Source organism: Halobacterium zhouii, assembly GCF_021249405.1.
GTDB lineage: Archaea > Halobacteriota > Halobacteria > Halobacteriales > Halobacteriaceae > Halobacterium > Halobacterium zhouii.
Window position 1 is genome coordinate 1269201 of sequence record NZ_CP089593.1, and the last position, 12849, is coordinate 1282049.

Genomic DNA, 12849 nt, shown 5'->3' on the forward strand with positions numbered 1-12849 from the left:
CCTGCGACGCCCCGCCCACCTTCTTAACCCCCGCGTTCGATGCCGGACGCATGGAACGTCTCGACTCCCGGGTTCGCGTCGTCTGGCTGGTCAGCGCACTGGTCAGCGCTGGCGTCGCTGCAGCCATCAGTTACGGTGTGTCGCGTGTGCTCGGGGCTCCTGACGGAATCATCCCTCTCTCTCCAGTCGTCGTCGCATCCCTCGTGTTTCTCGTCGTCGCACTCCTCGCTGTCGCGCACACCGTCCTCCGGTATCGCGCGTGGCGCTTCGAGGTGCGCGAGGACACCCTCTACATCGAGCGTGGCGTCCTGGTGAAGGTCCGAACGGTCGTTCCGTACGTCCGCGTACAACACGTCGACGCGCGCCGCGGACCGCTCCAGCGACTGCTCGGACTGGGCAGCGTCGTCGTCTACACCGCCGGGTCCCGGGGCGCCGACGTCTCGATTCCGGGACTCGACGACGCGCGCACGGACGACGTCCAGGAGACGCTTCGCCACCTCGCCATCGAGAGCGAACCCGACTCGGGCGACGCGGGTGACGCCGTATGAAACTCCACCCGCTGTCGGTTCCCTACCGCCTGCTGACGCGCGGCCTCAACCTCGCGTGGGCGGTGCTCGTCGGCGGCATCGCGTTCGCCGACGGCAACCCGCTGGCGATAAGCGGGCTCGTCGTCCTGCTGGTGCTCGCGGTAGCGGCGGGAGTCGCCTACGAGGTGGCGTACTACCGGCGCTTCGACTACGAGCTCACCGACGACAGTCTCGACATCCACTCGGGCGTGTTCTCGCGGCGGGAGCGCGAGATTCCGCTGCGCCGCGTGCAGAACGTCGATGTGACGCGGACGTTCGTCGCGCGCCTCCTCGGACTCGCCGAGGTGGACGTCGAGACGGCAGGCGGCGGCGAGACGGAGGCCTCGCTCCAGTACGTTGGCCGGGAGGAAGCAACTCGCCTGCAGGACGACATCCGGAAGCGCCGCGCCCGCGTGACCGCTGAGCAGGATGAGACCAGTGAGGAATCCCCGGAAGCGGCCGCGGAAGGGGAGTCAGCGGGCGAAACGCTGTTCGAACTCTCGGACCGCGACCTCGTGCTGTACGGCGTGCTGTCCTTCGACCCGCGCCTGGTTTCCGGCGTGCTCGCGTTCGCGCCGTTCGTCTGGCCGTTCGTCAGCGACGTCGTCCCGCTGGAAGGACTCGGCGTGGTGGTCGTCGCAGCGCTCGCCGTGGTCGGCACGCTCGTCCTCTGGGCGGTGTCTGCTGTGGCGCGCATCGTGCGGTTCTACGGCTTCCGTCTGCGCCGCGTCGGCGACGACCTGCGCTACGAACGCGGGTTGCTCCAGCGCTACGACGGCACCATCCCGGTGTCGAAACTCCAGACCGTCTCCGTCGAGGAGAACGTCCTGATGCGCCGGTACGGGTTCGCGTCGCTCGCCGTCGAGACGGCGGGGTACGCCCCCGGTAGTTCGCCGAGCGGTGGCTCCGAGGCCGCCGTGCCGCTGGCGGCCCGCGAGGACGTACTCGGCCTCGCGCGCACGCTCGAGGACTTCCACGACTTCGAGTTGTCGCGCCCGCCGGAGCGCGCCCGAAAGCGCTACGTCCGACGGTACGCGCTGGCGTTCGGCGCAGTCGCACTGCTCGCGTTCGGCGTCTCACAGATTGTCGCGTTCCCGTGGTACGTCGCGCTCGTACTGCTGCCGCTGGCGTTCCCCGCCGCCCGCCTCGCGCACGCCAACCGCGGCTACGACGCCGGCCCGAGACACGCCGTCACGCAGGCCGGATTCTGGCGGCGCCAGACCAGGATCGTGCCCTACGACCGCGTGCAGACCGTCATCCGCCGCCAGACGGTGTTCCAGCGGCGCTGGAACCTCACGACTGTCGTGCTCGACACCGCGGGGTCGCGCTCCATCTCCGGCGGCGACGCGTCAGCCATCGACCGCGATGACGCGGACGCCGACCACCTCGCCGAGGAGACGGAGACGCAACTGCTGGACGCGGTTTACGGCCGCCTCGGCTCCACCGAAACGGACCGCCGGAACGGGGACGGGAACCCGGACGCCGCCGCGGACTGAACGGTTTTTTACCCCTCGACGCCCCACTCCCGGGCAATGACCGAGTTCGACTACGAGGACCTGGGCCTGGTCGCCGGGCTGGAGATACACCAGCAACTCGACACGGCGACGAAGCTGTTCTGTACGTGTCCGACGGAGCTACGGGAACCCGAGGACGCCGAGCGCTCGTTCACTCGCTACCTCCACCCGACGCGTTCGGAACTGGGCGAAATCGACGAGGCCGCCTTAGAGGAGAGCAAGGTCGAACGCGAGTTCGAGTACCTCGCGTTCGACTCGACGTGTCTCGTCGAAGAGGACGACGAACCGCCCCACCGCCTCGACGAGGAGGCCCTCGACGCCACCCTCGAAATCGCGGAACTGCTCGACATGGACGTGGTCGACCGCGCGCACGTGATGCGGAAGGTCGTCATCGACGGCTCCAACACGGGCGGCTTCCAGCGGTCGTCGCTGGTCGCCCAGGCCGGCGAGATCGAGACGAGCGAGGGAGCGGTCGGCATCGAGGACGTGATGTTAGAGGAGGAGTCCGCCAAGCGCGTCGAGGAGCACGGCGACGACGTGACGTACTCGCTGGACCGCCTCGGCATCCCGCTCGTGGAGATCGGCACTGAACCCGACATCGAATCACCCGAGCAGGCCCGCGAGGCTGCGGAGACTATCGGGATGTTGCTGCGCTCGACGGGAAAGGTGAAACGCGGCCTCGGCACCATCCGGCAGGACGTGAACGTCTCCATCGAGGAGGGCGCGCGCGTCGAGATGAAGGGCGTCCAGAGCCTCGACGACATCGACGACCTGGTTCGGGGCGAGGTCCGACGCCAGGTCGAACTCGTCGACATCGCCGAGGAACTCGAGTCTCGGGACGCGAGCGTCGGCGACACCCAGGACGTGACCGGCGTGTTCGAGGACAGCGACTCGGGCGTGATTCGCGGTGCGCTCGACTCCGGCGGTAGTGTGGAAGCGGTCCCGCTGTACGGCTTCGATGGACTCGTGGGCCGGGAACTTCAGGACGACCGGCGTCTCGGCACGGAGTTCTCTGACCACGCGAAGCGTCACGGCGCGGGCGGCATCTTCCACACGGACGAACTGCCCGCGTACGGCGTCACCGAGGCGGAAGTCGACGCGCTCCGCGACGCCGTCGGCGCGGGCGAAGCGGACGCGGTGGCCATCGTCGCGGACGACCCGGACGTCGCGTCGGGCGCCATCGACGCGGTGGCCGAGCGCGCCGAGGTCGCCATCGAGGGCGTGCCGGAGGAGACCCGGGGCGCGAACGACGACGGCACGAGTCGCTACCTCCGCCCGCTCCCGGGCGCGGCGCGGATGTACCCGGAGACGGACGTGCCCGCAGTCGACCCCGACCCTACCGAGATCGAGACACCCGAGTTGCTCACGGAGAAGGTCGAGCGCTACCAGTCCGAGTACGGTCTCGGCGCGGGACTCGCCGAGCAGGTCGCCTACGGCCAGCGGTGGCCGCTGTTCGAGGAGAGCGTCGACGCTGGCGTCGACGCCACGCTCGCCGCCCAGACGCTCGAATCCACGGTGACGGAACTGCGGCGCGACGACGTCCCCGTCGAGAACCTCGGGGACGACCAGTTCCGCAGCGTGCTCGGCCTGGTGTCCGAGGGCGAACTCGCGCAGGAGGGCGTCCCGGAACTGCTCACGGCGCTCGCCCGGAGCCCCGAGCGGGACGCCGCGGACCTCGCCGAGGAACTCGGCCTCGGCTCCGCGGCCGAAGACGAGGTGCGCGAAGCGGTCGTGGAGGTCGTCGAGCGGAACAGCGAGCAGGTCGAGGAGCAGGGCATGGGCGCGTTCTCCGCGCTGATGGGCGAGTGCATGGGCGCGCTCCGCGGAAAGGCGGACGGCGACCTCGTGAGCGAAGTGCTGCGAGAGGAGATTCAGCAACGCGCGTAGGACGCCCCGACCGCCAATCTTTTTGGTCGGCCTAACTTTACGCCGCGTGGCCAGTGTCCTCGCTGCGACGTTCGGCACCGGGACGGCCGAACCGCAATTTTTTAGGCCAGCCTAAAACTACGGCCGGTATGGTCTCATTGACCCGACTGTCGCGGGCACTCCCCGCGCTCGTGCTCGTCAGCCTACTACTGGTTCCCACCGGCGCAGTCGCACGGTCACCAGTCGGCGATGTCGCTCCCAACACCGTCGAACGCACCACTTCCGCCGAAGGGGACGTCGCGTTCGCTCGAACTATCGAGGAGATGAAGGGACACCTCGTGGTCTCCGTCCAGTACGCGGAAACGGGTGACACCAAAGCGGCGGCCCGGCACGCCAGCCACCCCTACGCCGAGTACTGGAGCGCCGTCAACGCGACGCTGCGCGAGGCGAACGCCACGCTCGCGTCCGAACTCGCGACCGGGCTCCAAAACGCGCCCGACCGCGCTCGGAACGCCTCGGCGTCCGAGTACGCCGCGTACGTCAACGACACGGTCATCCCCCTGCTGAACGACGCCAAGCGCGCGGTCGTCGGCGACCGCGCCGCGAGCGCGGCCTTCAACGCGAAGGTCTCCCGCGAACTGCTCCAGCGCGCCGTCCACGAGTACGGCGAAGGCGTCTCCGCGGAGGGCACCGTCACGAACAAAGCGGAGTACGCCGACGCCCGCGGCTTCGCCATCCGCGCGGAAGCGCTCTACCGGTCCAGCATCCGCCAGACGCTCTCCGAACACGCCCGCACGGAACTCGACGAGATGTTCGAGAACCTCCAGACCGCCATCGAGGACTCGAAGGCGCCCAGTGACGTGAAGAGCATCACGAACGGCATCGCCGCCGAGTACGCCGAGTACACGGGCATCGAGGCCCAGACCGGCGACACGCAGGTCGAGAAGACGGTCGCCGAGATCGAAGAGCACCTCCACGAGGCCGTCGAAGCGTACGAGAACGGCGAACCCGCGAAGGCGAAGCAGATCATCCGACAGACCTACCTCTCCTACTTCGAGGGCCTGGAGGGCGAACTCATCGAGAAGCGCCCCGAACTCGTCGAGGAACTCGAAGCGGACTTCAACAAGGAACTCCCGGCGCTCATCGAGCAGAACGCGTCCGTGAGCGAGGTCCGCAAGAAGGTCGAGGCGATGGAGGAGAAACTCCACACCGTCGAGAAGGTGCTCTCACAGGGGAATGAGACGACGATCAGTCTCGACGAGAAACAGACGACGACGGCCGGCGGGACGACCGACGAGGCTGACGCGGCGGCGACCGACGGAACGACCGGCGGGTCCGTCCCCGGGTTCGGCGCCGGCGTCGCGGTCGTCGCAGTCGTCGGGGCCGCGTTCGTCGCGCTCCGCCGAACGAACTGACCACAGATGACACGAGACCGGACTCGCGTTTCCACGAACCGCCGCGCGTTCCTCGCGGCCGCCGCGGGGTCCGCGAGCGCGCTCGCTGGCTGCACCGGCCTCACCGGGACGACCGGCGGGTCGAACAGCCCCGTCCTCAGGAGCGACGGCACGAACGCGTCCAGAGGGAGCGCGCCGACCATCGACGACCTCCCGGACCTCGAGGGCGACCTCACGGTCTACCTCGGCCGGGGAGAGGGAGGCGCGTACGCCGAACTCGTCGAGTACCTGGAGAAGACGCGCTACGAGGACTTCTCCGTCACGCTCAAGCGCGGCCCGTCCACCGGACTCGCGAACACAATCCTCACCGAGGCGGAGAACGGCGAATCTCCCGCCGACGTGTTCTGGTCCATCGACGCGGCGTCGCTCGCGCTCGTCGCCCAGCACGGCCTCGCCGCACCCCTCTCGACGGACCTCGCCGGCATCGTGCCCGCGAAGTTCCGGGACGCCGACCGCCGCTGGGTCGGGCTCACGGGACGCGCGCGAGCGATTCCGTACAACACGAACCGGCTGAGTGCGTCCGACATTCCGGACAGCGTCTTCGACGTGCCTCAGACGGACCGCTTCGCGAACGCGCTCGGCTGGGCGCCGTCCTACGGGTCGTTCCAAGCGTTCGTCACCGCGATGCGGCACCTCGTCGGCGACGACCGCACTCGCGAGTGGCTGAACGACGTACAGCGAACTGGCGTGCAGTCCTACCCGGGCGAGTTCGGCGTGACGTACGACATCGCGCAGGGGACGCTGAAGGCCGGGTTCGCGAACCACTACTACGCGCTTCGCCTGAAGCAGGCGCGGCCCGAGGCGCCGCTCGACCTCGCGTTCACGCGCGGCGGCCCGGGGGCGCTCATCAACGTCGCTGGCGCACTGGTTCTCGATTCCACGGAGCAGTTCGACCTCGCGACGAACTTCGTCCGGCACTTCCTCACCCGTGAGGTCCAGCAGTATCTCGTCGAGCACGTCTACTCGTACCCGCTCGCGCCCGGCGTCGCGCCGCCGGACGGCGGCGACATTGACCTCCCCTCGCTCGCCGACCTGAACCCGCCGGACGTCGACCTCGCGAAACTCGGGAACGTCAAGAAGACCATCGCGTTGCTCCGCGAGACGGGTGTCCTCTGACTCCGATGTCGGACGACACGCGAACCGACGACGCGAACGCGCGCACTACCGCGGCGAACCGACTCCGTCGCGCGACGCGCGACGGCCCACCACTCGCCCTGCTCGCCGTCTGCACCGTCGTCGCGCTCGCAGTGCTCGCGCCCATCGGCTGGCTCGTCGTGCGAGCGCTGGAGGTGGAGACGTGGCGCGCGTACGCGCTCCTCACCAGTTCGTCGACGCTCGACGTGCTCGCGAACAGCCTCGCGCTCGTCGCCGCCGTGACGGCCGCGTCAACGGCCATCGGCGTCCCGCTCGCTGTCGCCACGGCCCGTACGAACCTCCCGTTCCGGCGGTTCTGGACGGTCGCGCTCGCGCTCCCGCTCGTCGTCCCTAGCTACCTCGGCGCGTTCGCGTACGTCGCAGCGTTCGGACCGAACGGAGCACTCGCTGACGTGCTCGCGCCGCTCGGTGTCGCGTCCATCCCCTCCATCTACGGCTTCGAGGGCGCGGTGCTCGTGCTCACGCTCTACGTCTACCCGTACGTCTTCCTCGGGACGCGTGCCGCCCTCCTGACGATGGACGACTCGCTCGTGGAGGCCGCGCGGACGCTCGGCGACACCCCCGCTACAGCGTTCCGTCGCGTCACCCTCCCCCAGATACTCCCCGGTGTCACCGCGGGCGCGCTGCTCGTCGCGCTCTACACGCTCTCCGACTTCGGAACGCCCGCCATCATGCACGTCGACGTCTTCACGCGCGTCATCTACGTCGAGTACACGTACTCGCGGGACACCGCCGCCCTGCTCTCCATCCATCTCCTGCTCGTCACCGCGGTTGTTCTCCTCCTTGAGTCGCGCGTCTCGGGCGCAAGCGGGTCGGGGTACGCGAGCGGCCAGGTGCGTTCGGCGAGCCGCGTCGAGTTGGGGTGGCTCAAAGCCCCGGTCTTCCTCGCGTGCGCCGCGGTCGTGGGGCTCTCGCTCATCGTCCCGCTCGGCGTGTTCACGTACTGGTCGCTCAGCGCGGACCTCGCGGGCGCGTACGTCGACGGGTTCTCCTGGTCGTACGCGATGAACTCCGTCTACGCCGCGGCGCTCACCGCGGGCGTCGCCGTGCTCGCCGCGCTCCCCGTGGGCTACCTCTCCGGGCGGTACCGGGACTCCCGGGTCGCCCGACTCATCGACCGCGTGACGTACGCGGGGTACGCCCTTCCTGGCATCGTCATCGCGCTCGCGCTCGTCTACGTCGGCGTGCGGTACGCGCACGGCCTCTACCAGACCCTTCCCTTGCTCGTCTTCGCGTACGTCGTACGATTTCTCCCGCAAGCGGTCGGGACGACCCGGTCGAGCGTCGTCCAGGTGGACCGCCACCTCGTGGAGGCCGCGCGGACGCTCGGGGACACGTCTCTCGCGGCGTTCCGTCGCGTCACCCTCCCCCAGATACTCCCCGGTGTCACCGCGGGCGCCGCCCTCGTCTTCCTCACGACGATGAAAGAACTCCCCGCGACCCTCCTCCTCCAGCCTTCGGGGTTCCGGACGCTCGTGACGTACATCTGGACCGCCCGCGAGTCCGGATTCTACGGGCGCATCGCGGTCCCGGCGCTCGTCCTCCTTGGGGTGTCCGCGCTCTCGATGTTCGTCATCCTCGCGCACGAACGACGCACGGACCGACCATGAAAGACAGACCAACCATGACAGAGTCAAGCACACTCGACGCCGCAGAACGCGACCCGTCGGGCGACGACATCGCGCTCGCGCTCGACGGAATCACGAAGCAGTACGGCGCGGAGACCGCGGTCTCCGACCTCTCGCTTGCGGTCCGCGAGGGCGAACTGTTCACGCTCCTCGGTCCGTCCGGGTGTGGGAAGACAACGACGCTGCGCCTGCTCGCGGGCCTCGAGCGACCCACGCGGGGCGCGGTCCACATCGCAGACGAGACGGTGGCGACCGTCGACGAGTCCCGCCCCCCGAACGAGCGGGATGTCGGTCTCGTCTTCCAGAACTTCGCGCTGTTCCCTCACCTCTCGGTCCACGAGAACGTCGCGTACGGCGTCCCCGACCTACCCGAGGAGGAACGAGAGGCCCGCGTAGCGGAACTGCTCGACTTGGTGGACCTCGCGGGTTTTGAGGAGCGTGACCCGGGCGAGCTCTCCGGCGGGCAACAGCAACGTGTCGCGCTCGCCCGTGCGCTCGCTCCGGAGCCCGCGGTCCTCCTGCTGGACGAACCCTTCTCCAGCCTCGATGTCCGGCTTCGCGTGGAGATGCGGGAGGAACTGAAGCGCATCCTCTCCGAGGCGGGCGTGACCGCGGTTTCGGTGACCCACGACCAGGAAGAAGCGCTCAGCATCTCTGACCGCGTCGGCGTGATGCACGACGGCAACCTCGAACAGGTCGGGGCCCCCGAGGCGGTCTTCGAGAACCCAGAGTCGCGGTTCGTCGCGTCCTTCCTCGGGCAGGCGGGCTTCCTCTCGGCCCACATCGAGCGCTCGACCGTCGATACGCCGGTGGGGTCGTTCCCGCGCGAACAGCTCTCGGGCGCAACCGAGCAGTACGTCGGCGCGACGGTGGACGTGCTGGTTCGGCCAGACGACGCGAGCGTCTCGCGGGCGGCCTCCGAGGCGGCGGCTGACGGCGTGATCGTGCGCCGCCAGTACACGGGGCCGTCGTTCGTCTACCACGTCGAACTCACGAACGGCGACACCGTGCGCTGCCTGGAGAATCACACGGAGAGTCACTCGGTAGGGACGCCTGTGGACCTCGAACTCGTCGCCGACCACTCGCTCGCGTGGTATCCGGGGCGCTGACTACTCGTCGGCGAGTTTCTCGACGAGCGTGTCGGCGCTGTAACTCTGGAGCGGGCGCGCGGTATCCTTCTGTCGCGCGACGACGAACGTGGAGTTCGTGCGGTCGACCTCCGGGATTCCCTCGAAGTCGGAGATGAGTCGCTCGACGTCGTCGGAGTCGGGGAGACGCGCGAGCACGATGAAGTCCGTCTCGCCCATCGTGAAGAACGTCTGCGTGACGCCCTCGACGTCGTTTATCTTCTCGGCCACCTCCTCGTAGGGGCCGTCGTAGTCGGTGAGCACCTCGAGGACGACGGTGACGCCGAGGCCGAGTTCGTCGAGGTCGAGGTCGTAGAGGTCGTTCTCGATGACGCCGCGCTCGCGGAGGTTGTTGAGTCGGTAGTGGATGGTGGAGACGGGGATGTCGGTCTCCTCGTGGAGTCGCTCGGGGCTGCCGGTTCCCAGATCCGAGATGGCCTTCAGGAGGCGCACGTCGCGTTCGTCCATTGCTCGGGGAGTCGGACAGCGCGGGCAAAAGCCTGTGGGAACGAGACGTATGCCCCACGGAACATCACTATCTTGCCTGCACAACCAACATAGCCCCAGTTCTTGAAGATAAGTTTAATCAGTGAGCGCCTATTTGGATTTGTTATCATGAGTTATCGGCAGACCCCGTTTAGTCTCTCACCCGCGGCGGTGATGTTCGTCCTCCTCTCTGCGTTCTGGGGGACGTCGTTCGTCGCCATCGAAATCGGCCTACACACCGTCCCGGCACTTTCGTTCGCAGCGCTCCGCTACACCATCGCCGGTGCACTCATCTTCGCGTACGCCACGTACACCACCGACCGCTGGCGGCCACGCGGCACCACCGAGTGGCTCGCCGCCACCGTCGCCGGCGTCCTCGTCATTGCCGTCTACCACGGTGCGCTCTACCTCGGCGAACTACGCGTCTCCGGTGCCGTCGCCGCCATCGTCGTCAGCCTCTCGCCCGTGCTGACCGTCGCGTTCGCCAGCGGCCTCCTCGGCAACGCGAGCATCGACCGCGTCAAATCGCTCGGCCTCCTGCTTGGCTTCGCGGGCGTCGCAGTCATCGCCGCGCCCACCGGTGGTGCCGCCGCCGCGGACCTCGTCGGTATCGCCCTCGTCTTCCTCGCCGCCGCCAGCTTCGCACTCGGTGGCGTGCTCACCCGCCCGCTCTCCACGGACCTCCCCATCGAGACGCTGGAAGCCTGGGCGATGCTGCTCGGCTCGTTGGTCCTCTGGGTCGGCGCGTTCGCCCGCGGCGAATCCCTCGCCGCTGTCGAGTGGACGCTCCCCGCGCTCGCCAGCCTCGCGTACCTCACGCTCGTCTCCGGTTGCGTCGCGTTCCTCATCTACTTCGAGTTGCTCGACCGCATCGGTGCCGCCGAACTCAACCTCGTCGGCTACGCCGAACCAGTGGTCGCCGCGCTCGCGAGCTGGGCGCTCCTCGGCACCGTCATCGACGAGAGCGCCGTCGTCGGCTTTCTCGCCATCTTCGCCGGCTTCGCGCTCCTGAAACACGACGCCGTCGCCACCGTCGCCACCGACACCGCCGCGGCCGTACGCTCGTACTGAACGACACCGCTCACGGAACGGGCGTCGGGAACACAACAGCTAACGAGCCGTCGGTCGAACCCCGGAACGTGACCGTCTACTTCGAGGACCTCTCGCCCGGCGACGAACTCGAGTTCGGCGCGTACGAAGTCACGGAAGACGAGATTCTCGCGTTCGCAGAACAGTACGACCCCCAGTGGTTCCACACCGACCCCGAGCGAGCCGAGAACGAGTCCATCTACGGCAGCCTCATCGCCTCCGGGTGGCACACGGGCGCGATGACGATGCGGATGCTCGTCGACGAACACTTCTCCGACGCCGCCAGCTTCGGCGCACTCGGCGTCGACGAACTCCGGTGGCCGAACCCGACGCTGCCCGGTGAAACGCTCTCCGTGCGCGTCGAGGTGCTCGAGACGCGGCCTTCCGAGAGCAGTCCTGACCGCGGCGTGGTGCGAACGGAGACCACCACGTCCAACCAGGACGGAGAGACGAAACTGTCGATGAAACCGATCGTCCTGTACGCCAGGCGGGAGTAGAACGAACGCGTCAGCAGGAGCGAGCGGAGCGCCCCCGCGAATTCACTCCATCCGATTCTCCGCGCGCCGCAGCAGGCCGTGAACGGTGTTCATCTCGCGGCCCGTCGGGTGCGTGCGCCCGAGCATCCGGCGGAGCATCCGCATCGTCTTCTCGCGTTTCTCCTCCGGGTAGTCGACGGCGTCGAGGAACTCCTCGGCGTGCTCGTAGAACGCCTCGATCTCCGCTTCTGTGGCGCGGTGGCGCTCGACGTCCGGGAGTTGGTCCCGGTTCATCGCCAGGTCGCGGAGTTCGTACAGCGCGACGGTGGCGGCCTGCCCGAGGTTCAGGACAGGGTAATCCTCGCTCGCGGGAATCGCACACACCTCGTCGATGCGCTCGAGTTCGTCGTTCGTCAGGCCGACGCGCTCCCGGCCGAACACGAACGCCGTGTCGCTCTCGACGTCCGCGAGGCTCTCTGTGAGTTCCGCGGGCGTGCGGAACGGGAAGCGCGCGTGCTTCGTGGCGTCCTGGTTCGTGACCGCGGTGAACCCGACCGTGTGGAACTCCGACGCGAGTTCGTCGAAGGAGAGTTTGCGGGCGTTCGGCAGCACGTCCTCGCGGGCGTGCCCGGCGAACCCGTACGCCTCGGAATCGCGCCCCAGGTACGGCGGGTCGACGAGCAGCAAGTCCTCGAATCCGAAGTTCTTCATCGCGCGCGCAATGGTGCCGACGTTCCCGGACGTCTTCGCGTCGACCACCGCGACGGCGGGCTTGGTCTGTGGCTCGCCGGCATCCTCGGCGTCCCCGGCATCCTCGGCGTCTCCAACCTCACTCATCGCCGGTCGGGTACTCCGTGTCGAGGTCCAGGTCCTCGGTATCGACCTCGTCCGTGTCGATACCCTCGCGGAGGTCCACTCGCGCCTCCTCCGCGTCCTCGGGCACGAACGCCTCCGGATCGGGCTCCTCCGCCTCCGGCTCGGGCAGGGACTCGGGGTCCGTCTCGACGTGGCCCGGGCCGTCGTACCAGTCGGGCGCGCGATTCCCCGCCGCGAACCACTCGTGGAACTCGTCCTGGAACGCCTCCGTTCCCTTGTACTGCTCGCCGCCGTCCTCGAGGTACCAGTAGTAGAAGTCGGGTTCGTGCTCGTCGCAGAGCAACACCTCGTCGAGCGGTTCACCGTACACGCACGTCGGGTGGTTGTACTCGTCCTCCGCGTTCTCGCCGTGAATCAGATAGCAGGCGTCACACGGCAAGTCCAGGAGGATGCGCAGGCGAACGAGTCGCTGACGGTCGTCCTCGTTCATCTCCGCGAGCGGCCGCCAGTTCCCGTCGTCGTCGAACACCTCGTCCTCGTCGAAACGCCACCCCCGAAGACCGACACTCACCTTGCTCATTGCCGGGCAGTAGGTAGCCGACGCACAAAAGTCAGTTGAAGAAGTCGGCGGAACTCCGAACGCCGCGTCTCGCGGGTAGAATCGTGTCGCCT

Annotated in this window: 12 protein-coding genes; 9 read left to right on the forward strand and 3 right to left on the reverse strand. The window is 68.3% G+C overall.

Features of this window, described 5'->3' with window-relative positions:
• Nucleotides 1-50 precede the first annotated feature (50 nt).
• The 7 genes from LT970_RS06580 to LT970_RS06610 all read left to right on the forward strand — a co-directional run bounded on the left by LT970_RS06580 (nt 51) and on the right by LT970_RS06610 (nt 9292).
• Nucleotides 51-548, forward strand: coding sequence for a PH domain-containing protein (locus LT970_RS06580; protein ID WP_232685635.1), 498 nt, complete (start codon nt 51-53; stop codon nt 546-548).
• Nucleotides 545-2062 (forward strand): PH domain-containing protein, encoded by a 1518-nt coding sequence (locus tag LT970_RS06585; protein WP_232685636.1) that lies wholly within the window; start codon nt 545-547, stop codon nt 2060-2062. Before LT970_RS06580 ends, LT970_RS06585 begins: the two co-directional genes overlap by 4 nt.
• 36 nt (nt 2063-2098) lie before the next feature.
• The gene (gene gatE, locus LT970_RS06590) at nt 2099-3967 is read left to right on the forward strand and encodes a Glu-tRNA(Gln) amidotransferase subunit GatE (RefSeq protein ID WP_232685637.1); all 1869 of its coding nucleotides are present in this window, start codon (nt 2099-2101) and stop codon (nt 3965-3967) included.
• 128 nt (nt 3968-4095) lie between these two features.
• Complete coding sequence (locus LT970_RS06595) at nt 4096-5361, forward strand: PGF-CTERM sorting domain-containing protein (RefSeq protein WP_232685638.1); 1266 nt, start codon at nt 4096-4098, stop codon at nt 5359-5361.
• A 6-nt stretch (nt 5362-5367) separates the two neighbouring features.
• A complete protein-coding gene (locus LT970_RS06600; RefSeq protein WP_232685640.1) occupies nt 5368-6516 on the forward strand; it encodes an extracellular solute-binding protein in 1149 nt (382 codons plus the stop codon).
• A 5-nt stretch (nt 6517-6521) separates the two neighbouring features.
• Nucleotides 6522-8165, forward strand: a complete 1644-nt coding sequence (locus tag LT970_RS06605; protein ID WP_232685641.1) for an ABC transporter permease — start codon at nt 6522-6524, stop codon at nt 8163-8165.
• Nucleotides 8166-8179: 14 nt separating this feature from the next.
• Nucleotides 8180-9292, forward strand: a complete 1113-nt coding sequence (locus tag LT970_RS06610; protein WP_232685642.1) for an ABC transporter ATP-binding protein — start codon at nt 8180-8182, stop codon at nt 9290-9292.
• Here the strand turns inward: LT970_RS06610 and LT970_RS06615 are convergent, their stop codons facing one another.
• Nucleotides 9293-9778, reverse strand: a complete 486-nt coding sequence (locus tag LT970_RS06615) for an Lrp/AsnC family transcriptional regulator (RefSeq protein WP_232685643.1) — start codon at nt 9776-9778, stop codon at nt 9293-9295.
• Between the two features lie 147 nt (nt 9779-9925).
• On the opposite strand from LT970_RS06615, the gene LT970_RS06620 reads away from it, so the two are divergent.
• Nucleotides 9926-10867, forward strand: coding sequence for a DMT family transporter (locus tag LT970_RS06620; protein ID WP_232685644.1), 942 nt, complete (start codon nt 9926-9928; stop codon nt 10865-10867).
• A 68-nt stretch (nt 10868-10935) separates the two neighbouring features.
• Nucleotides 10936-11382, forward strand: coding sequence for a MaoC family dehydratase (locus LT970_RS06625; RefSeq protein WP_232685645.1), 447 nt, complete (start codon nt 10936-10938; stop codon nt 11380-11382).
• A 42-nt stretch (nt 11383-11424) separates the two neighbouring features.
• On the opposite strand, the gene LT970_RS06630 is transcribed toward LT970_RS06625, so the two are convergent.
• Together LT970_RS06630 and LT970_RS06635 are read right to left on the reverse strand one after the other, a co-directional pair.
• Nucleotides 11425-12198, reverse strand: coding sequence for an RNA methyltransferase (locus LT970_RS06630; RefSeq protein WP_232685646.1), 774 nt, complete (start codon nt 12196-12198; stop codon nt 11425-11427).
• Complete coding sequence (locus LT970_RS06635; RefSeq protein ID WP_232685647.1) at nt 12191-12757, reverse strand: DUF8114 family protein; 567 nt, start codon at nt 12755-12757, stop codon at nt 12191-12193. Before LT970_RS06635 ends, LT970_RS06630 begins: the two co-directional genes overlap by 8 nt.
• Nucleotides 12758-12849: the final 92 nt, after the last annotated feature.